The sequence below is a fragment of the Streptomyces sp. NBC_00289 genome (assembly GCF_041435115.1).
Lineage (GTDB): Bacteria > Actinomycetota > Actinomycetes > Streptomycetales > Streptomycetaceae > Streptomyces.
This window is the reverse complement of record NZ_CP108046.1, coordinates 8,030,398-8,050,880: the sequence shown is the minus strand read 5'-3', so window position 1 is coordinate 8,050,880 and position 20,483 is coordinate 8,030,398. Positions and strand designations below refer to the sequence as shown.

18 protein-coding genes are annotated in these 20,483 nt (G+C 71.7%); 7 read left to right on the top strand and 11 right to left on the bottom strand.

The features are described 5' to 3' along the window. The first annotated feature begins 53 nt into the window (after positions 1–53). Positions 54–836, top strand: a complete 783-nt coding sequence (locus OG985_RS36425) for a FadR/GntR family transcriptional regulator (protein WP_371672637.1) — start codon at positions 54–56, stop codon at positions 834–836. 337 nt (positions 837–1,173) lie between these two features. After that, positions 1,174–1,872: a gamma-glutamyl-gamma-aminobutyrate hydrolase family protein gene (locus OG985_RS36420; protein ID WP_371672636.1), complete on the top strand. Its 699-nt coding sequence runs from the start codon at positions 1,174–1,176 to the stop codon at positions 1,870–1,872. A gap of 42 nt (positions 1,873–1,914) precedes the next feature. Here OG985_RS36420 and OG985_RS36415 read toward each other — a convergent pair whose 3' ends face one another. Further along, entirely contained in the window at positions 1,915–2,859 is a 945-nt protein-coding gene (locus OG985_RS36415; protein ID WP_371672635.1) for a LysR family transcriptional regulator, read from the bottom strand. A 70-nt stretch (positions 2,860–2,929) separates the two neighbouring features. Here OG985_RS36415 and OG985_RS36410 point away from each other — a divergent pair, with 70 nt between their 5' ends. After that, positions 2,930–4,114 carry a TDT family transporter gene (locus tag OG985_RS36410; protein ID WP_371672634.1) on the top strand — a complete coding sequence of 395 codons (1,185 nt, stop codon included), beginning with the start codon at positions 2,930–2,932 and terminating at the stop codon, positions 4,112–4,114. On the opposite strand, the gene OG985_RS36405 is transcribed toward OG985_RS36410, so the two are convergent. From OG985_RS36405 to OG985_RS36390, 4 genes are all read right to left on the bottom strand, one after another. Beyond that, positions 4,026–4,745 carry a helical backbone metal receptor gene (locus OG985_RS36405; protein ID WP_371672633.1) on the bottom strand — a complete coding sequence of 240 codons (720 nt, stop codon included), beginning with the start codon at positions 4,743–4,745 and terminating at the stop codon, positions 4,026–4,028. The two genes, OG985_RS36410 and OG985_RS36405, sit on opposite strands and share 89 nt — an antisense overlap. Beyond that, a complete protein-coding gene (locus OG985_RS36400; RefSeq protein ID WP_371672632.1) occupies positions 4,742–5,311 on the bottom strand; it encodes a helix-turn-helix domain-containing protein in 570 nt (189 codons plus the stop codon). Before OG985_RS36400 ends, OG985_RS36405 begins: the two co-directional genes overlap by 4 nt. 852 nt (positions 5,312–6,163) lie before the next feature. After that, on the bottom strand, positions 6,164–8,779 hold the full coding sequence (locus OG985_RS36395; protein WP_371672631.1) for an ABC transporter permease/substrate binding protein: 2,616 nt from the start codon (positions 8,777–8,779) through the stop codon (positions 6,164–6,166). After that, the gene (locus OG985_RS36390) at positions 8,772–9,857 is read right to left on the bottom strand and encodes a glycine betaine/L-proline ABC transporter ATP-binding protein (RefSeq protein ID WP_371672630.1); all 1,086 of its coding nucleotides are present in this window, start codon (positions 9,855–9,857) and stop codon (positions 8,772–8,774) included. The genes OG985_RS36395 and OG985_RS36390 overlap by 8 nt, the downstream gene beginning before the upstream one ends. Positions 9,858–10,050: 193 nt before the next feature. Between OG985_RS36390 and OG985_RS36385 the strand changes: the two genes are divergently transcribed. The 4 genes from OG985_RS36385 (at position 10,051) to OG985_RS36370 (ending at position 14,966) form a co-directional block, all read left to right on the top strand. Continuing rightward, positions 10,051–10,980, top strand: coding sequence for a 5'-3' exonuclease H3TH domain-containing protein (locus OG985_RS36385; RefSeq protein ID WP_371674592.1), 930 nt, complete (start codon positions 10,051–10,053; stop codon positions 10,978–10,980). Positions 10,981–11,140: 160 nt separating this feature from the next. Beyond that, positions 11,141–11,986, top strand: a complete 846-nt coding sequence (locus OG985_RS36380) for a siderophore-interacting protein (protein WP_371672629.1) — start codon at positions 11,141–11,143, stop codon at positions 11,984–11,986. Between the two features lie 323 nt (positions 11,987–12,309). Further along, on the top strand, positions 12,310–13,863 hold the full coding sequence (locus OG985_RS36375; RefSeq protein ID WP_371672628.1) for an amino acid permease: 1,554 nt from the start codon (positions 12,310–12,312) through the stop codon (positions 13,861–13,863). Between the two features lie 134 nt (positions 13,864–13,997). Continuing rightward, complete coding sequence (locus OG985_RS36370) at positions 13,998–14,966, top strand: RluA family pseudouridine synthase (protein ID WP_371672627.1); 969 nt, start codon at positions 13,998–14,000, stop codon at positions 14,964–14,966. On the opposite strand, the gene OG985_RS36365 is transcribed toward OG985_RS36370, so the two are convergent. The 6 genes from OG985_RS36365 to OG985_RS36340 all read right to left on the bottom strand — a co-directional run bounded on the left by OG985_RS36365 (position 14,960) and on the right by OG985_RS36340 (position 20,472). Further along, positions 14,960–16,453, bottom strand: coding sequence for a cytochrome P450 (locus tag OG985_RS36365; protein WP_371672626.1), 1,494 nt, complete (start codon positions 16,451–16,453; stop codon positions 14,960–14,962). The two genes, OG985_RS36370 and OG985_RS36365, sit on opposite strands and share 7 nt — an antisense overlap. A gap of 66 nt (positions 16,454–16,519) precedes the next feature. Continuing rightward, complete coding sequence (locus tag OG985_RS36360; protein WP_371672625.1) at positions 16,520–17,140, bottom strand: ATP/GTP-binding protein; 621 nt, start codon at positions 17,138–17,140, stop codon at positions 16,520–16,522. Continuing rightward, the gene (locus OG985_RS36355; protein WP_371672624.1) at positions 17,121–17,510 is read right to left on the bottom strand and encodes a DUF742 domain-containing protein; all 390 of its coding nucleotides are present in this window, start codon (positions 17,508–17,510) and stop codon (positions 17,121–17,123) included. The genes OG985_RS36360 and OG985_RS36355 overlap by 20 nt, the downstream gene beginning before the upstream one ends. Then, complete coding sequence (locus OG985_RS36350; protein ID WP_371672623.1) at positions 17,507–17,914, bottom strand: roadblock/LC7 domain-containing protein; 408 nt, start codon at positions 17,912–17,914, stop codon at positions 17,507–17,509. The genes OG985_RS36355 and OG985_RS36350 overlap by 4 nt, the downstream gene beginning before the upstream one ends. Further along, on the bottom strand, positions 17,911–19,488 hold the full coding sequence (locus OG985_RS36345) for a sensor histidine kinase (protein WP_371672622.1): 1,578 nt from the start codon (positions 19,486–19,488) through the stop codon (positions 17,911–17,913). The genes OG985_RS36350 and OG985_RS36345 overlap by 4 nt, the downstream gene beginning before the upstream one ends. 348 nt (positions 19,489–19,836) lie before the next feature. Further along, positions 19,837–20,472, bottom strand: a complete 636-nt coding sequence (locus OG985_RS36340; protein ID WP_371672621.1) for a TetR/AcrR family transcriptional regulator — start codon at positions 20,470–20,472, stop codon at positions 19,837–19,839. Positions 20,473–20,483: the final 11 nt, after the last annotated feature.

The window sequence follows — 20,483 nt, the reverse complement described above, 5'->3', positions numbered from 1 at the left end:
GGAAGCCATAAGGTATTGCGGAGAACCTTTGCTTGGGAAGGGGGTGCGGCCGGATGTCGCAGGCGGGTCCTGACACAGGCCCTGACATAGGCGCGGACGGCGGGCCGGTGAGCTTCGCAGCGGGCGCGGAGGACCGGCTGACGCCGGTGCTGCGTCCGGTGCGGGCCGGAAACGGCTTCGAGGAGGCGCTGGAGCAGATACTGCAGGTCGTACGGCTCGGTCTGGTGCCGGGCGGCGAGCGGTTGCCCGCGGAGCGGGAGTTGGCGGAGCGGCTCGGGATCAGCCGGGTGACGCTGCGGGAGGTCCTCAAGGTGCTCCAGGACCAGGGTCTGGTCGAGTCGCGGCGCGGCCGGTACGGCGGCACGTTCGTGCTGCCGAAGTCCGATGCGGTCGGTGAGGACGAGCTGCGGCGGCGGATCACCGAGACCGACATCGAGGACGTGCTGCGGTTCCGGGAGGTGCTCGAGGTGGGCGCGGCGGGGCTGTGCGCGACGCACGGTCTCTCGCCGGATCAGGCGGCGCGGCTGCGCGAGGCGCTGGCCGGCACGCAGAACGCGCCGCTGACCGAGTACCGGCGCCAGGACACGATGCTCCACCTCACGCTCGCCGAGCTGTGCGGCTCACCGACCCTGACCGCGCAGTACGCGGCGGTACGGGCGACGGTGAACGACCTGCTCGACTGCATCCCGCTCCTGGTGCGCAACCTGGAGCACTCGCAGCGGCAGCACACAGCCCTGGTCGAGGCGGTGCTGGACGGGGACGCGGACGGGGCGCGGGAGATGATGCGGGAGCACTGCGGCGGAACGGCGGCACTGCTGCGGGGCTTCCTGGCCTGACCGGCCCGGCCCGGCCACGCATGGAAGGCCGCCGGCGGTCCGGCCACCGGACGCGGCCGGACCGCCGGACCGCCGGACCGCCGGACCGGGGGGCGAACGGGCCGAGGGAGCCGACCGTCAGCCGGGCTGCCGGACCGCCGGGCTGCCGGACCGACGGACCCCCGGACCGACGGGCGGGCCATCACGCGGCTGCCTGGCCACCGAGCCGAACGCCCGCCCGCCCGCCGGGCCACCGGACCTCCCCGAGCGAACGGCCGCCAAGCCGGCACCCCTTGCCCGCCCCGCACCCCGTGGGCAAAGGTATGAACGTATTCCATTGCTCTGGCTGGGAGGACGCATGGCGGGCAGGCCGCTGATCGGCATCAGTACGTACATCGAGGCCGGCGCCCGCTGGGGCGTGTGGGAGCTGGAGGCGGCGCTGCTGCCGGTCGGGTATCCGCGGCTCGTACAGCGCGCGGGCGGGCTCGCCGCGATGCTCCCCCCGGACGCGCCGGAACACGCGGCCGCGGCCGTAGCCCGCCTCGACGGCCTGGTGATCGCGGGCGGCCCGGACGTCGAGCCTTCGAGATACGGCGCCGAACCCGACCCCCGCACCGGCCCGCCGGCCCGTGCGCGGGACGCCTGGGAGCTCGCCCTGATCGACGCGGCCCTGGCCGCGCACGTCCCACTGCTGGGCATCTGCCGCGGCATGCAGCTGCTGAACGTGGCCCTCGGCGGCACCCTCGTCCAGCACCTCGACGGCCATGCCGAGGTCATCGGGGTCTTCGGCCGTCACCCGGTCAAGCCGGTACCGGGCACGCGGTACGCCGCCGCCGTACCGGAGTTGACGTCCGTACCCGCCTACCACCACCAGGCCGTGGACCGGCTGGGCGCGGGCCTGGTGGTGTCGGCGCACGCGGAGGACGGCACCGTGGAGGCGGTGGAACTGCCCTCCGAGGACTGGGTCCTCGGCGTGCAGTGGCATCCCGAGATGGGTGAGGACGTGCGGGTGCTGCGGGCACTGGTCGAGGCGGCCGCCACGCGACCGGGCTCCTGAGCCGGGGCAGAACCCCCTGAGGGCGGTCCGAGGTGCGGCCTCCTACCCCCGTGTCAGCGACAGCAACTCCCGTGCCGGACCCGTCGGCCGGTGTCCCGTCGGCCACACCGCGCGCAGGTCGCGGGCCAGGGACACGGCCGCCACGGGCACGTTCACCAGGCGTCGCATCGCCAGTTCCTCCCGTACGGCCAGTTCGCTGAGCACCGCCGGCCCGGCGCCGCTCACCGCGGCGGCCTTCACCGCGGTGGTCGACGACAGTTCGATCAGGGGGCGCGACAGCCCGCCCAGCGCCGCGTCCAGGACCTGCCGGGTGCCCGAACCCTTCTCCCGCAGGATCAGCGGGGTCGCGGCCAGTTCCGTGGGCTCCAGCGGGCGCCTGCGGCGGGCCCAGGGGTGCGCGGGTGCGGCCACCACGATCAGGCGGTCGTGGCCGATGACCGCGGAGTCCAGGCCGGGCGGCACGCTGAGGCCCTCCACGAATCCGAGGTCCGCCTCGTCGGAGAGCAGCCGCTCGGCGACCGCCGCCGAGTTGCCGGCCAGCAGGGACACCGCCGTGTCCGGGCGCTGCGCGCGCAGCGCGAGCAGCCAGCCCGGCAGCAGGTACTCGGCGATGGTCATGCTCGCCGCCACCCGCAGCCGGGAGTCGCGGCGGTCGCGCAGTGCCTGCGCGCCCGCGTCGAAGGCCTCCGCCGCCTCGACGATCCGCCGCGCCCAGTCGGTCACCAGGGCGCCGGTGTCCGTCAGCCGGGAGCCGCGTGGCGAACGGTCCACCAGCGCCACGCCCAACTGCCGTTCCATCGACCTGATCCGGCTGCTCGCGGCCGGCTGGGTGATGCCCAGTTCGCGCGCCGCACCGCCGAGACTTCCGAGCCGCGCCACCGCGAGCAGCAGTTCCAGGGCACCGAGCTCCGGCACCCGGTGCGCCAGCGAGCCGCCACCGACCTGCTCGGAACCGTCCCGCTCCGCGGCCCCACCACTGCTGCTCATAACTCCAGCTTATGTCCTCATAGAGACGTACTCCCTGGTCGCGAGCGTTCACCGACGAGACGGTGGACACATGGCCACCGCAGCCCAGCCCCTCTCCCGCGCCACCGCGCACCCCTGCCCGCGCCCCGGGCCCGCCCGGTCCGTCCGTCACCTCGGGCCCAACTGGTACGCCTGCGTCATGGGCACCGCGATCACCGCCACCGCGGGAGGCGCGCTCCCCCTGGGCGTTCCGGGCCTGCACGCCGCCCGCCTCGCCGTCTGGATCCTCTCCCTCGCGATGCTGCTCGCCCTGCTCGGCGCCCGGTCCCTGCACTGGCGACACCACCGTGACCAGGCGCGCGCCGACCTCCTCGACCCGGCGACGGCACCCTTCTATGGCTGCCTGGCGATGGCTCTGGTCGCCGTCGGCGGCGGGGCCCTCACCGTCGGCGGCGACTGGATCGGCACGGGAGCGGCCGTCGCCCTGGACGTGGTGCTGTTCACCGCCGGTACGGTCGTCGGGCTCGCGGCCGCCGTCGCCGTGCCGTACCTCATGGCCGTACGCCACCGGGTCGAGCCGGGTCAGGCCACTCCCGTGTGGCTGCTGCCCGTCGTCGCGCCCATGGTGTCCGCCGCGCTCGGTCCCCTGCTGGTGCCGTACCTGCCGCCAGGACCCGCCCGGGAGACGCTGTTCTGGGCCTGCTTCGCGATGTTCGGACTCAGCCTGTCGGCGACGCTGCTCATGTTGCCGCTGGTCTTCGCCCGGCTTCTCACCGCCGGGCCCCTTCCACTCGCCCTCACCCCGGCCCTGTTCCTGGTGCTGGGCCCGCTCGGGCAGTCCACCACCGCCGTCGGCAGGTTCGCGGACGTGGCCCCCGGCGTCGTACCGGCCGCCGAGGCTCACGGTTTCGGCGTGCTCGCCGTTCTGTACGGCGTGCCGGTCATGGGCTTCGCGCTGTTCTGGTTCGGCCTCTCCGCCGCCCATGTGCTGCGCGCCCGCCGGCGGGGCATGGGCTTCGCGATGACCTGGTGGGCGTTCACCTTCCCGGTGGGCACCTGCGTCACCGGCGCCGAGTCCCTGGCCCGGCACACCGGGCTCGCCGTCTACGGCTGGCTCGCGACCGGGCTGTACCTCGTGCTGGTCGCCGCCTGGGGCACCGCCGCCGTGCACACGACACGCGGCCTGTTCAGCGGTGAGCTGCTCGCAGGGCCTCGCCCAGCAGCCGTGGCGCCTCGGCCAGTGACGGCCCGTACCAGGTCAGGTGCCGTCCGCTGACCAGTGCGCAGGGCAGGCCCGCGAAGGCCTCCGGGCCGTCCTCGGCGGTGAAGCGGTAGGGCTCGTCGGGGAGCACGACGAGGTCCGGCGCCGCCGCCCGCAGCTCCTCCACCGGAATCCTCGGGTAGCGCTCCGCGTGGCCGGCGTAGAGGTGGTCGACGCCGAGCCGGGCCAGCAGGTCGCCCGCGAACGTGTCCCGGCCCAGCACCATCCAGGGCCGGCGCCAGATCGGTACGACCGCCGTCGTACGGCGTGACGGCCGCGGCAGCGCCGACCAGGCGGCCTCCGCCTCGTCGAGCCAGCGAGGCCGGGAGCGCGTTCCGCAGGCGTCCAGAACGCGGTCGAGTTCGCGGAAGGCCTGCGGAACGTCCCGCACCTCGGTCAGCAGGACCTCGACACCGGCGGCGCGGAGAGCGGCGAGGTCCGGTGCGCGGTTCTCCTCCTCGTTGGCGATCACCAGGTCGGGAGCGAGGGCGATGATCCGGTCGGTCTTCGGGTTCTTGGTGCCGCCGACGCGGGCCACGTCGAGCTCCGCGGGGTGCGTGCACCAGTCCGTCGCGCCCACCAGGGCGCCGGGCGTGGACAGCGCCACGGCCTCCGTCAGTGACGGGACCAGCGAGACGACCCTCATCGGCGTGGCCGGTCCCGGACCGCCTCGATGTGCTCCGCCACGGCGACGACGATCACCCGGGTGTCCTCGACGGTCGCCCGCCAGCGGTGGCGGACCCCGCCGGTGAGGTACAGGGTGTCGCCGCGCCCCAGCCGGTAGGCGCGGCCCTCCGCCTCGATCTCCACGGCTCCGTCGGCGACGTACATCAACTGGTCGTTGCGGTACTGGAATTCACGGCCGGTGTCCTGGTCGCCGGTGAACTCCGAGGCGTGCATCTGGTGGTGCCCGCGCACCAGGGAACGCGACCTCGGCTCGAGCACCGATTCGGTTCCCTCGGCCCGCACGACGTCCACGCTGCACGCCGGGTCGGCTGCCGCGAGGAGCTCGACGGCGGTGGTGCGCAGGGCGTCGGCGACCTTCTCCAGCGAGCTCTGGCTGGGACGCGCCCGCTCGTTCTCGATCTGGCTCAGGAAGGGGACCGACAGGCCGCTGCGCTCGGCCACGACGGCGAGCGTGAGTTCCAGCGCCCGACGTCGTCGCCGGACGGCCGCGCCCACCCGTAGGGGCTGTTCTTTGTGGTCGCCCATGGCTCTGGCTCCCTCCTTCGCTCGTCGGTCCGCTGCCTCGGCGCCGCTGTCCGGTCGCACCGCTTCTGCTGACTTCTCTGCACCCTACGCAGGTTCGGCAAACCGTTTCATGCACCCGTCACATCGAGGACACACCCCGTGCGACCGCACCTCACATTTCGCGCCAGTACACCAGTTTCGCGCACTCGCCGGTCGTACGTTCGCCCTTCACGGGAAACAGGCTGACCAGCGGGGTCGCACGGCCGTCGGGGGCGGTGCCCTGGGGTCGGGGACGGGTGCCGGCGCGGCTGTCTCCGGGTGGGCCGGCGCCGGCCGGTCGGCCCCTCGGATCGCGGCGCGCGGACGTCGGTCCGACGGCTCCCGCCAGTCCCCGCACCACGGCCGCGCCTCGGTCGGGACGAAAGCGCCGCTGTTAGTTTCAATGCGCGAAGAGCTTCAGGTGTTCCCCGCCGGCGCCACCGCGGCATGCGCGCGGTCAGGCCGGTGATCAGCGGTTCGTGTCGACATCCGAACGTCTGGACGGGGGCCGGGAGTTGACGCTCGGGGTCAGGGCGGACCCGGTGACGGCGGGCGGATTCGAGGGGTCGCCGCTTCACCGAGAGAGGACGAGGCCGGCCCCGGCCCGGTGGGCGACGTGCCGTACGCGGCGCATGTGCGGGTGGCACGTACGGCCGGTGCGAGGCGCGGCTCGGGTCACGGCGTAGCGCTCTGTGGTTGGCCGGATCCTTACCGTAGGCGGGAGGTTGGTGGCCGACGGTGCCCGCACCGGGAAACGACCCGAGGGGCGGGCCTCACCACACGCTGTCAGGACGCGTGGGGAGGCCCGCCCCTCGGGCGGTCCGGGTGCGGCGGCTACCGCGGTGTCATCCGCTCGACCATGCCGGGGTGCTCCTTCAGCCAGGAGGCGACCGCTTCCTCCTCCTGACCATGGCCGTGCTGATTGATCTCGCTCTCCAGGGAGCCGAGTTCGCCCTCGCTCAGGTGGAAGTTCTTGATCCACTCGGTGAGCTGGGGGTACTGCTCCGGGAACTTCGCGCTGGAGATGGTGCGGATGGTGTTGCCCTCGCCGAACAGCTTCTTGTCGTCGGCGAGCTTCGTGAGGCCGTACTCGCTGTAGGCCCAGTGGGGCGACCACAGCACGACGGCGACGGGTTCCTTCTTGGCGTAGGCGCGCTTGAGTTCGGCCAGCATCGCCGGCGTCGAGCCGTCGACGACCTCGTACTCCTTGTCCAGGCCGTAGCCCGGCAGCACCTTCGTCTTGAGCAGGTTCATCTCGCCGGTTCCCGGCTCGATGCCGATGATCTTCCCGTGGAAGGTCGATCCCTTGCCCTTGAGGTCCGCCAGGGACTTGACGTCCTTGACGTAGGAGGGCACGGCGACCTCCAGCGAGGTCGGCCGGTACCAGGTGCCCAGGTCGTTGAGTCTGTCCTTGCTCTTGTCCCAGTAGTTCTTCTGCGCGTAGGGCAGCCAGGCGTCGAAGTTGAGGTCGAGGTCTCCGGAGGCGAGGCCGGTGTAGACCGGGCCGACGTCCATCTGCTTGAGGTTCAGCGTGTAGCCGCGCCGCTGCAGGACGTGCTTCCACAGGTAGGTCACGGCGACGTCCTCGTCCCAGGGGAACCAGGCCACGTCGACGGCACGCTTCGCCTCGGCGGGGGTCGAGCCGGAGCCGCCCGCGACCGGGGCGAGCTTGTCGACGACACCGGGGTTCTTCTTCAGCCAGGCGCGGACGGCGTCCTGCTGCTTCCCCTTGCCCGCCTTGTTGATCTCGGCCTCGAGACCGGTGAGCTGCTTCTCGCTCATGGTGAAGTTCTTCAGCCAGCCGCCGACGACCGGGTCGTCGTCCGCGAACCCCTTGCGCGCGAGGGTGTGCACGCCGTCGCCCTTGCCCCAGGCACCCTTCGGGTCCTTGAGCTTCTTCAGGTCGTAGTCGCTGTACGCCCAGTGCGGCGACCAGAGCGTGACGACGACCGGTTCCTTCTTGCTGTAGGCACGCTTGAGCTCGGCCAGCATCGCCGGCGTGGAGCTGTCGACGACCTTGTACTCCTTGTCGAGGCCGTACTCCCCGAGGACCTTGCTCTTGAGCAGGCTCATCATGCCGGCGCTGGACTCGATGCCGGTGATCTTCCCGCCGAAGGTGGCGGCCTTGCCCTTGAGGTCGGCCAGCGAGTCGATGCCCTTCATGTACGAGGGCACGCTCAGTTCCAGGGAGGTCCGGCCGTACCAGGCCCCGAGGTCGTCGAGCTTGCCGCCGTACTTCTTCCAGTACTGCTCGTGGGTCGTCGGCAGCCACGCGTCGGTCTGGAAGTCGACGCTGCCCTGCGCGAGGGAGGTGTACAGCGGCCCGGCGTCGAACTGCTTGGCGTCCACCTGGTAGCCGCGCTCCTCGAGGATCTCCTTCCACAGGTAGGTGGAGGCGACGCCCTCGTCCCAGGGGATGTAGCCGATGGTGATCTTCTTGCCGCGGCCGACGTCCTTGCCGTCGGCGACGGCGGTGGAGCCGCCGCTGCCGCCGAAGATCCCCATGCCGCCCGCCACGAGGGCGAGGACCACGACACCGATGACGGCGACCTGCGGGCGGGGCCGGTACGACCACAGCTTCCGACCCTGGGCGGAGCGCGCCTTGGCGGCGGCACGCCGGCCCAGGGGGGAGACGTGGGTGCCGAGGGCGCCGGTCATGCGGTCCAGGTAGATCGCGAGGATCACGATGGCGACGCCCGCCTCGGAGCCGAGGCCGACGTCGAGCTGTCCGATGGCCTCGTTGACGTCGCCGCCCAGACCGCCGGTGCCGACCATGCCGGCGATCGCGGCCATGGACAGGCCCAGCATGATGACCTGGTTCACGCCGGCCATGACGGTCGGCAGTGCCAGCGGCAGCTGAACACGCAGCAGCGTGTCGCGAGGCGTGGTGCCGAACGCCTCGGCGGCCTCGACCAGTTCCCTGTCGACCTGGCGGATGCCCAGTTCGGTCATGCGCACGCCGGGGGCGAGCGCGAAGATCAGGGTGGCGACGATGCCCGCCGAGGCTCCGGTGCCGAAGAACAGGATCGCCGGGATGAGGTAGATCATCGCGGGGAGTGTCTGCATGAAGTCCAGGACCGGCCGCACGATCCCGCTGACCCGGCTGGAGCGTGCCGCCCAGATGCCCACCGGAACCGAGATGACCAGCGCGATGATCGTGGCCACGAGGACCAGCGACAGGGTCACCATCGCGTCCTCCCACAGTTCGAGGGAGTCGATGAAGGCGAAGCCCACGAAGGTGAGGACACCGGCCGTCGTGCCTCGCAGCCAGAACGCGAGAACGGCGAAGATGCCCGCGAGCAGCAGGGGTTCGGGAGCCTGGAGGACGGCGTCGATGCCGTCGTAGGTGCCGGTGAAGACGGTCTTGAGGAAGTCGAAGAGCCAGGCCATGTGGCTGAGCAGCCAGTCGACCGCGTCGTTGACCCAGTCGCCGAGCGGAATCCTAGGCACGGGCGATCACCTTCTCGCCGCCCTCGCGGGGACTGTCGCACGGGGCGGCCTCGCCCTGCTGGTCGCCGAGGAAGGCGACGAGTCGCTGTCCGGTGACGACACCCACGAGTTCCCGCCGGGCGTCGAGGACGGCCACGGGGTGGGTCAGACGGGCGCTGATCGCGCAGAGTTCGTTGAACGGGGTGTCCGGCGTCGCGGTCTCGCAGTCGCAGTCGGCCTCGTCACCGCGGGTGTCCCGGTCCATGACCGCGCCCGCGGTCAGGACCCGGGAGCGGTCCACGTCCTGGATGAAGGAGGCGACGTAGTCGTTCGCGGGACGCAGGAGGATGTCCTCCGCCGTGCCGGTCTGGACGATCCGGCCGTCGCGCATCACGGCGATGCGGTCGCCCAGGCGCATGGCCTCGTTCAGGTCGTGGGTGATGAAGACGATCGTCTTCCTGAGTGTCCGCTGCAGCTCGAGGAGCTGGTCCTGCATGTCCCGGCGGATCAGCGGGTCCAGCGCGCTGAAGGACTCGTCCATCAGGAGCAGGTCGGCGTCGGTGGCGAGGGCGCGGGCCAGGCCCACGCGCTGCTGCATGCCGCCGGACAGCTCGTCGGGCCAGGACTTCTCCCAGCCGGCCAGCCCGCACAGGGCCAGCGCCTCGCCGGCGCGTCGCTCGCGCTCGGCGCGGGGCAGGCCCTGCACGGCCAGACCGTAGGCGGCGTTCTCCAGAACGCTGCGGTGGGGGAAGAGCGCGAAGTGCTGGAAGACCATGCTGATCTTCTTCGCGCGGACCTCGCGCAGCTCCCGGTCGGTGAGCGCGGTCAGGTCCTGGCCGTCGAAGCCGACGCGCCCCGCGGTGGGCTCCAGGAGCCCGTTGAGCATGCGCAGCAGTGTGGACTTGCCGGATCCGGACAGGCCCATGACGACGAAGATCTCGCCGGGTTCCACGGTGAAGGAGGCGTCGATCACGGCGGCGGTGACGCCGTCGGCGCGCAACTCCTCCCGGTCGGCTCCCTCTCGGAGCCGTTCCATCGCCTCGTCCGGCCGTCTGCCGAACACTTTGTAGAGCCCGTGGGCCTCAAGCCTGGATGACACGCGTACCTCTTGTCTCGGGGGCAGGGAAAGGAGCCGAGAGGCCGCAAACAGTTGAAAGTGCAACCGGCATCACTCCGAGGCGGCACCTGCCCTCATCCCTGTGGGGCAAACGCGGGAGTGGGCCAGTTCACAAGGGGTTTACAAGTGCGACGCCGTGTTCACGGGCCGGTCACTGTCGGTGCCGTACGGCATGATGCGGGACGTGACCGGACGACTGATGCTCCTCGACACCGCCTCGCTCTACTTCCGCGCCTACTTCGGGGTTCCGGAGTCGGTGAAGGCCCCGGACGGCACGCCGGTGAACGCCGTGCGCGGGCTCCTCGAATTCATCGACCGCCTGGTCCGCGACCACCGTCCGGACCGGCTGGTCGCCTGCATGGACGCCGACTGGCGCCCACAGTGGCGGGTCGACCTGATCCCCTCCTACAAGGCGCACCGCGTCGCCGAGGAGCACGAGCTCGGCCCGGACGAGGAGCAGGTTCCGGACACCCTCTCGCCGCAGGTTCCCGTCATCGAGGCCGTCCTCGACGCGCTCGGCATCGCGCGCGTGGGCGTCGCGGGATACGAGGCGGACGACGTGATCGGCACGTTCACCGCGCGGGCCGAGGACGCGGTCGACATCGTCACCGGTGACCGCGACCTCTACCAGCTCGTCGACGACGCCCGCGGGATCCGCGTGCTGTACCCGCTGAAGGGCGTCGGCACGCTCCAGCTCACCGACGAGGCGTGGCTGCGCGAGAAGTACGGGGTCGACGGGCGGGGGTACGCGGATCTGGCGCTGCTGCGCGGCGATCCGAGCGACGGCCTGCCGGGCGTGCCCGGGATCGGAGAGAAGACGGCCGCGAAGCTGCTCGCCCAGTTCGGTGACCTGGCGGGCGTCATCGCGGCGATCGACGACCCGAGGACCACGCTCACGCCCTCGCAGCGCAAGCGTCTGGACGAGTCCCGGCCGTACCTCGCGGTGGCGCCGACGGTCGTCAAGGTCGCGGACGACGTGCCGCTTCCGGCGGTCGACACCGCGCTGCCGCACGCACCGCGCGATCCGGCGGCACTGGAGGCCCTGGCGGCCCGCTGGGGGCTGGGCGGTTCGCTGCAGCGGCTGCTCACCACACTGGGGGCCTGAATCCCGGGAGCCCGAGAACTGTTTCGGCTCATGCGTGACGTGCTCGCCAAAGGGAAGTCAGCCTCTGGGGGCGGCTTAATCTCGTCCTCGGACAAGGGGTGTTAAGTAGGAGCGAGATGCTAACTTAGGTTAGCCTAAGCACCGGATGAGGGAGGCCGCCATGGCAGAACGACCGGGACGCAAGCCGCGAAAGCCGCACTCCGCGCAGGTCGTCCGCACCGAGCGGCTGACCCCGCACATGCAGCGCGTGGTGCTCGGCGGCGACGGCCTGGCCGAGTTCGCGGCCGACACCTGCACGGACCACTACGTGAAGCTCCTGTTTCCGGCCGAGGGTGTGACCTATCCGGAGCCCTTCGACATGGAGCACATCCGCGCGGAGTTCCCGCGCGAGCAGTGGCCGGTCACCCGGACGTACACCGTGCGCGCCTGGGATCCCGAACACCGCGAGCTGACGCTCGACTTCGTGATCCACGGCGACGAGGGCCTGGCCGGCCCGTGGGCGCTGCGCGCGCAGCCGGGCGAGACCGTGCGCTTCATGGGTCCCGGCGGCGCCTACGCCCCCGACACGGGCGCCGACTGGCACCTGCTGGCCGGTGACGAGAGCGCGCTGCCCGCGATCGCCCGCTCCCTGGAGTCGCTGCCGGACGGCGCCCGGGCGTACGCCTTCGTCGAGGTGGCGGGCCCCGAGGAGGAGCAGAAGGTCGACTCCGACGTGGAGGTCGTCTGGCTGCACCGCGGGAGCCGCCCCGCCGGCGAGGCACTGGTCGAGGCCGTCCGGGCACTGGAGTTCCCGGAGGGCCGGGTGCACGCGTTCGTGCACGGCGAGGCGGCCTTCGTGAAGGAACTGCGCCGGCTGCTGCGGGTCGAGCGCGCGATTCCCCGCGAGGACCTGTCGATCTCCGGGTACTGGCGGCTCGGCCACAACGAGGACGGCTGGCAGGCGGCCAAGCGGGAATGGAACGCGCGCATCGAGGTGGAGCAGGAGGGCGGCGCGACCGCCGCCTGAGGCCCGCGACACCGAAGGCCCGTCCGGACCAGGGTACGGAGCACCCGAGACCCCTGCAGAGCGGCGGCACCATGACGGTGCCGCCGCTCTCGTGTGCGCGCGTCCGGCGACGGACGATCCCGGACAAACCGCCCCGCCACGGGCCGGTGAAGCGTGCCGCGACCACCCCCTCGGGCAGTACGCGACATATCGCGCTACGGCCGACCCGCCGAGAACGTGAGGACTTGGGCCCGCCTCGGACACGCTCACGTGACGCCACCGAAACAGCGGCTCCCTAATTTCTGTCAACCGACAGGAATTCAGCGCCCAAGGCAGGTGCCGCCGTGACCACAACCGTTTCCTCCGACCTGCGCCCCGATCCGCCGGAGTCCCCCGGCGACCGCTCCCTCGCCGAGTTCGGCTACCGCCAGGAGCTGCACCGCAGCCTCGGCCGGTACGCCTCGTTCGCGGCCGGCTTCTCGTTCATCTCCGTCCTGACCACCGTCTTCCAGTTCTTCGCGTTCGGGTACGCGTTCGGCGGCCCCGTCTTCTTCTGGGCCTGGCCGATCGTCCTGGCCGGGCAGCTTCTGGTGGCCGCCTGCTTCGCGGAACTGGCCGCCCGCTACCCGATCTCGGGCGCGATCTACCAGTGGTCCTCGCGCCTGTCGAACGCCACTTTCGGCTGGTTCGCCGGCTGGATCATGGTGATCGGACAGATCGTGGTGGTCGCCGCGGCGGCCCTGGCCCTGCAGATGGTGTTGCCGGCCATCTGGTCGGGCTTCCAGCTGGTGGGCAGCGACCCTTCGCCGGTCTCGGCCGACGGCGCGGCCAACGCGGCCGTCCTCGGCGTGGTCCTGCTGGTCCTCACCACGATCGTGAACCTCGTGGACAACCGGGTGATGTCCGTGATCAACCGCGTCGGCGTGACCGCCGAGATCATCGGCGCGGTGCTCATCGTCGTCCTGCTGCTGACCCACTCGGAGCGCTCCCCCGGCATCACCTTCCACACCGGGACCGCCGCCCAGTCCGGCCTGTTCGGCGCGCTGCTGGTGGGTTCGTTCACGGCGGCGTACGTGATGATCGGGTTCGACAGCGCGGGCGAGATGAGCGAGGAGACGCACAATCCGCGGCGTACCGCGCCCCGCACCATCCTCACCGCACTGGGCGCCGCCGGTCTGCTCGGCGGACTGATCGTCCTCGGTGGTCTGCTCGCCGCGCCGAGCCTCACCGACGGGCACCTGGGCGTCGACGGACTGAGTTACGTCCTGACCAGCAGCCTGGGCGACGGGGTCGGCCGCGCGCTGCTGGCCGACGTGGTGGTGGCGATCGCGGTCGCGACCCTGGCGATCCAGACGGCCGCCTGCCGAATGCTGTTCTCCATGGCCCGCGACGGACAACTGCCCTTCGCCCGCCGCCTCGCCAAGGTCAACCCTCGCACCGGCATGCCCGGCGCCCCCGCCCTGGTGGTCGGCGTCCTCGCGGCGGCCCTGCTGCTGCTCAACTTCGCCTCCCCGGAGGCGTTCCTGGCCATCGGCACCACCTGCATCGTGATGCTGTACCTGGCCTACGCGATGGTCACCGGCCCGCTGCTGGTCCGCCGCCTGCGCGGCGGCTTCACCTCCGACGGCACCGACGAGACGGGAGCCCGCCTCTTCTCCCTCGGACGCTGGGGCGTACCGGTCAACGTGCTGGCCCTGCTGTACGGCCTGTTCATGACGGTCAACCTGGCCTGGCCGCGCGCCGCGGTGTACGACCCCGCGGGCGGGCACTGGTACTTCCAGTGGTTCACGGTGCTGTTCCTGCTGGTCACCGTGGGTGCCGGAGGGCTGTGGCGGCTCTCGGTCGCCCTGCGCGGGCGGGCGGCCACGACGGCGCCCGTACCGGAACCGGCTCCCTAGGAGGTGTCCGGCCCGGCGCCTCGCCGCCCCGCGGGTCGAGCACGAGCACGCCGGCCCGCGGGGCGGCGGGCGCGGGTGGCGGGCGCCTGGCGAGGCGGCGGGCGCGGGGCTGGGCGCCTCGTACGCTTGCCCTGATGAGACGCAAACCCCGTATCCCGCCCTCTCCCCTGCCCCAGCGCGAGGGGATCGACCCGGTGCGGGTGCGGCTGCCTCCCGAGGGTGGCTGGGCCACCGTGCGCGAACACCTCGCGGAACGGCTCTCGCGAGCGGGCACCGGGGTCGTCGACCACATGTTCTCGGCAGGGCTCGTCGTCGGGGCGGACGGGCGGGCGGTGGCGGCCGACGCCGTGTTCGTGCCGGGGATGTTCGTCTGGTTCCACCGGGAGCTGCCCGCCGAGGTGCGGGTGCCGTTCCCGCTGGAGGTGGTGCATCGCGACGAGCACATCGTGGTCGTCGACAAACCGCACTTCCTGGCCACCACACCCCGGGGCAGCCATGTCACCGAGACCGCGCTCGCGCGGCTGCGCCGGGAGCTGGGCATCCCCACCCTCGGCGCCGCCCACCGCCTCGACCGACTGACCGCCGGTCTCCTGCTGTTCACCGTGCGCCCGGGTGAACGCGGCGCGTACCAGTCGCTGTTCGGCGACCGGCGGGTGCGCAAGGTCTACGAGGCCGTCGCCCCCTACGACCCCTCGGTCGTCCTGCCCCGGACCGTACGCAGCCGGATCCTCAAGGAGCGCGGGATCCTGGCCGCCCGTGAGGTCGAGGGCGAGCCGAACGCCGTCAGCCGCGTCGAGCTGGTGGAACACCGCCCCTCGACGGACGGGCCGGGCCGGCTCGGCCGGTACCGCCTGGTGCCCGCCACCGGCCAGACGCACCAGCTGCGCGTCCACATGAACACGCTCGGCGTGCCGATCCTCGGCGATCCGCTGTACCCGGTGGTGACCGGCCCCGTGCCGGCCGGCGACTTCCGGCGTCCGCTCCAACTACTGGCGCGTGAGCTGGAGTTCACCGATCCGGTCACGGGGGTGGAGCACCGGTTCCGCAGTGGGCGGGCGCTCGGGGCCTGGGCCTCGTACGACCGCTGGTCGGCCGGTCAGTAGCCGCGCCACCACAGCAGGAAGCGTCGCCAGGCACCCATCGGGCGGGCCGGTTCGGGCGCGGGCACGGTCTGCTGCGGGGCGGGGGCCGGCCGGGGCGCGGGCTCCGGCGCCGGTGTCGCGGGCTGCACGGGCTGCGGTCGCGGGGTGCTGACCTGCCAGGCGGCGCGCTGGGGCGGCACGGGAGCGTGGCTCGGCTTCTGCAACACGTCCTGCTGCGGCTTCGGTTCGAAGCGGACCGGCATCTCCACCAGGTGGCGTGAGGCCAGCGACTCGGTCCAGGACAACTCGTCCTCGTCGATGTCGAGTTCGACGTCCGGCAGGCGCATCAGCAGGGCGTCGACGCCGGTGTCGGCGATGGCGCGCCCGATGTCCTGACCGGGGCACTCGTGCGGGCCGCCGCCGAAGGCGAGGTGGGAGCGGTTGCCCTGCATGTTGGCGGCCAGGTCGGGGCGCACCCGCGGGTCGATGTTGCCCGGCGCGATGCCGAAGAGCAGCCCGTCGCCCTTGCGGATGCGCCGGCCGCCGAGTTCGGTGTCCTGCTTGGCGAAGTAGGCGAAGACCGTGCTGAACGGCGGTTCGTCCCACAGGGACTGCTCGACCGCCTCGGGCACCGTCATCTGGCCGCCGTTGAGCTGGGCACGGAAGCGCGGGTCGGTGAGGACCATACGCAGCACGTTGGCGATGAGGTTGGCGGTGGCCTCGTAGGCCGCCATGAGGACGACCCACAGGTGCTTGGTGACCTCGTCGTCGGTGAGGCCCGCCGGGTGGTTGACGAGGTGGCTGGCGAAGTCGTCCTCGGGCTGGGCCCGGCGGCGGACGGCGAGCCGCTGGAGGGCGCCCATGACGTAGGCGTGGCTGGCGATGGCCGTCTCGGTGCCCCGGAGCATGTCGCGGGCCGCCTGCACCATGCGGTCGTTGTACTCCTCGGGCATCCCGAGGATCTCGCACAGCACGGCCATCGGCAGGTGCTCGGCGAACTGGCTGACGAGTTCGGCCGCGCCCTCCTCGCAGAACTCGTTGACGAGGCGCTGGGTGTAGCGGTTGATGTGCCGGCGGGCGCCGCGGTGGTCGATGGTCGAGATGGCGCCGGTGACCGCGCCGCGCAGCCGCAGGTGCTCGTCGCCCTCGGTGTGGGAGCAGATGGGCTCCCAGGCGATGTGCGGCATGAGCGGGTGGTCGGGCTTGACCATGCCGTCCAGGAGGGGGGTCCAGATGCGGCTGTCCCGGCAGAACTGCGAGGGCGTGCGCACCATGTGCAGGTTCTCGGCGTGGCCGAGGACCAGCCACATCGGCACGTCGTCATGGAGCAGCACGGGCGCCACCGGGCCGTGCTCCTCGCGCAGTTGCTCGTACAGGGAGCCCAGGTCCTCCGCGTCCGGGCCGTACAGCCGGTGCAGCCCCCCGGGGCCGCGGCCGTGGGCGGGGCATCCGGGCGGCGGGCCGGGCGTGGGGTCCGTACCGGTGAGGGAGTGGGATTCAGGCGTCACAGTGGTCGCTCCGAAGTGGATCCGGGGTCTGGGGGGAAGGAAGACGGGAGTGGTCGCCGAGCCGGGCTAGGTGAGCGAGCCCGTCATGGCGAGGGAGTGCAGGAAGCGCATCAGGGTCATCAGGACGTCCCGGCTGGAGGCGCGGCGGCGCGCGTCGCACTCGATGATCGGGATGCCCGGACTCAGGTCGAGAGCGGTGCGCAGGTCCTCGACGGGGTGATGGGGCCCGTCCGGGAAGGTGTTGACGGCGACCACGAACGGCACACCGCGCTCCTCGAGCCGGTCCATGACGTCGAAGCTGACCTCGAGCCGACGGGTGTCGATCAGGACGACCGCGCCCAGCGCGCCCTCGAACAGGCCGTTCCACAGGAACCAGAAGCGTTCCTGGCCGGGGGTGCCGAAGAGGTACAGCACCAGCTGGTCGGTGATGCTGATCCGGCCGAAGTCCATCGCCACGGTGGTGGCCGTCTTGGAGTCGGAGCCGTAGTTGTCGTCGACCCCGACGCCGGCCTGCGTCATGGTCTCCTCGGTGGTCAGCGGCCTGATCTCGCTGACCGAGCCGACCATGGTCGTCTTGCCGACCCCGAAGCCGCCCACGATCACGATCTTCACCGCGGCCTGGGCCGTGTGCGGGAGATGGTCCTCGGTCCGGGGACCCGTGATGGTGTCAGAGCTTTTGAAGTCCATGCATCACCGCTTCGAGGAGGGAACGGTCGGGGAGCGCCTGGCGGACGATCGGGTTGCGCGCCTGGACCAGTTCTGCCGTCAGCAGCTCGGTGAGCAGGACGGTCACCACGCTGTACGGCAGATTGAGATAGGCCGAGAGCTCGGCCACGGACAGGGGGGTCGTGCACATCCGGAGCAGCGCCGCCTGCTCGGGCTGGGCGGAGGGCGGGGGGTCGGCGCGCGCCACGATTAACGTGACCAGGTCGAGTTCCGCCCGCTGCCCCTCGTCTCCCGCGCCGGTGAGCACGTAGAGCCGCTGGGGTTCCTTCCCGCCCTGTTTGGGTGGTGGTTCGGTCTTGGGGTGTCGCCGCCGGCGTTGCGGAGGAGTCATACGGTCTGGCCGTTGCGCCGGGGCGGGCTGGTGAGGTGGGCGCCGATCCGGACGACGAGGTCGCGCATGCGGTTGCTCATCAGGCCGGGTTCGGCGACCACGTCGGACAGGACCGCGAGGTAGGCGTTGGCGCCCGCGGCCATCAGGTAGAAGTAGCCGCCGTTGACCTCGATGATGACCATGCGCATCCGGCCGTCGCTGTCCGGGATCTCCTGGGCGACGGCGCCCGCCAGGCTCTGCAGGCCCGCACAGGCCGCGGCGACGCGGTCGGCGGCGTCCGGTTCGCCGCCGTGGCGGGCGATGCGCAGCCCGTCGGCGGAGAGCACCACGATCATCTCGATGCCGGGTACGCCGTCGGCGAGATCCTTCAGCATCCAGTCGAAGTTCGCTCGTTGCTGGATCACTTGAGGTCCCTCTCGTCGTCGGCCTCGATGCGGGCCGGCTCGTGTGTCGGCTGGGTGAATGCGGTCGGGTCCGGGTCGCCCTTGAGCCCGTCCATGAAGGCCTCGACCCACAGCCCCGGTTCGGGGTCCTTCGGTGCCGGTTCGGGTGCGGGCGTCGACCAGATGGTCGGCTTGCCCTCACGTTCGGCCCGCTCGATGGCCGCCTGCTCGGCGAACCGCTGGCTGAGCGGGGTCTTGACCCGGCTGCGGCGCTGCGGCAGACCGCCCGCGGTCCACTCGGTGACCTCGCGGACGTCGTCCTCCATGGAGAGCGGCGCGGTGATGCGGGGGCTGGTGGGGCGGCGCTTCTTGGGCACGCGCTTGGGTCCCTCGAGCGCTCCGAGGTCGATCTTGGGCGCGGCGGTGGCGCCGATGCCGTGGGCGAGTCCGGAGGCGTGCTCGGCGGTCATCATGTCGCTGGGCACGACGAGGACGGCGCGGACACCGCCGTAGGCGGAGGCCCGCAGCGAGACCTGCATCTTGTACGTCTGGCAGAGCCGTCCGACGACGGCCAGGCCCAGGCGGGGTGACTCGCCGAGGTCCTCCACGCCGCCCGTTCTGGCGCGTTCCAGCATGCCCTCGGCCTGGGCGCGGGCCTCCTCGCTGAGGCTGACGCCGGCGTCCTCGATCTCGATGGCGACACCGGTCTGCACCTCGACGGCCGTGACGTGCACCTTGGTCTGGGGCGGCGAGTAGCGCGTGGCGTTGTCGAGGAGTTCGGCCGCGGCGTGGATGAGGGGCTCGACGGCGGTGCCGCGGATGTTGACCTTGGCGATGGAGTGCAGCTCGATGCGGCGGTACTCCAGGATGCGGGACATGGCGCCGCGCATCACGCTGAACAGCGGCACGGGCTCGGGCCACTGGCGGCCCGGGCGGCCGCCGCCGAGGACGGAGATGGAGTCGGCGAGGCGGCCGATCAGCGCGGTGCCGTGGTCGATGCGCAGGAGGTCGTCGAAGACCTCGGGGTTGCGGCCGTGGTCCTCCTCCATCTCCCGCAGTTCGTTGGCCTGCTGGTGGACGATGGCCTGGACGCGGCGGGCGATGTTGACGAAGGAGCGCTGCGCGCCGTCACGCATCGACTCCTCGCGGTCGACGATGTCCAGCACCGTCTTCAGCAACGACACCTGTGCCTGGGGAAGTTCGCGGTAGGAGGGGTCGAGGTCGCCGAGGTGGCGAATCACCTCTCCGGGGGAATTTCCACCGCGCATCCGGTTCAGCGCGGCCGGCGCGATCTCCTTGGCGAAGCGCAGCATGTCCTGGTCGTGGGCGGCGATCCGCCGTTCCAGATACGCGGTGTGACGGGTCTGCTCGGCGTACCGGTCACGCAGGGAACGCCCGCGGCGGACCGCGGCCGCCGCCGTGGCGAGCACCAGCAGGGTGGCGACGGCGCCGCACCCGCCGACGGCCGTCCGGGCCGGCCCCGCCACCATCGCTGCGGCGGCCCCGGTCGCCGCCGCCATCGCTATGGCGGGCAGCAACAGCAGTCGCGTGTACGGGAGTTCACGGCGATCCGGAGGGGATTGAACACTCACCATGTGGGCCCTCTGAGACAAATCGGCTGGGAGTCGGGGACCTTGCGGGGGGGTACGACAGGGAACAGTCTGGATCTTCGGTATGTTTGGGAACAAGCGCACGAATACACCTCAACTCGGTGCGCTGCGGGCGAGCTTAGTCCGACCGGATCAAGGCCGTGTCATATTCGGCAAGCACCTGAATCGACCCTCGCGACAGGAGTACCCTCGGCCCCATTTGCACGCTCAGGTTCCTTTCGCACACGCAGCGTCACGGCGTACGGGCATGCGAAAACCACTCACCGTGACGGGTGACCGGAGCCAGGGCAGGTGACAGGGGCCGGGGGCGACAGGGCCGGGCGGCGGTCCGGCTCAGATCCCGGCGATGCGCAGCGCCGCGTCCGCCGTCGCCTCGGCGAACACCGACACCGACCGCTCCGGATCGGAGCGGTGGACCAGGATGACGCCCTCGATCAGCCCGAACAACAGGTCCGTACGCAGGTCGAGCTCACTCTTGGCCAGCGCGCCCCCCGCAGCCGTCGAGGCGAGCAACTGCCGGTAGGCGTCCTTGAGTTCGGCACGTACGGCATGGAAGCCGGCGAACTTCTCGGCCCGCACCTCGGGCAGCAGGTAGAGGCCACCCAGGTTGTGCGGTCCGCCGCACAGCAGCTCGACGTCGGTGCGGCACAGCTCCCACAGCCGGTCCTCAGCCGGGGCCGTGTCGTCGGCGAGGAGTTCGCGGGCGTAGGCGAGGGAGGGGGTGACCGTGGACTCCAGGAGCGCGGCGAGCAGTTCCTCCTTGCCGGAGACGTAGTGGTACATCGACGCCTGCCGCATGCCCGCGCGTTCGGCGACGGTCCGGGTGGTGGTGGCCGCGTAGCCGCGGGTGGTGAACAACTCCGCGGCGGCCGCGAGCAGTTCCTCGCGCGGCCGCAGACCGCTGTCCGGCCGCTGTGCGGCCCGCGGCCTGCCGACCCGGCGGCCCGGCCGTTCACCTGTCGTCCCCATGCGTTCGATCC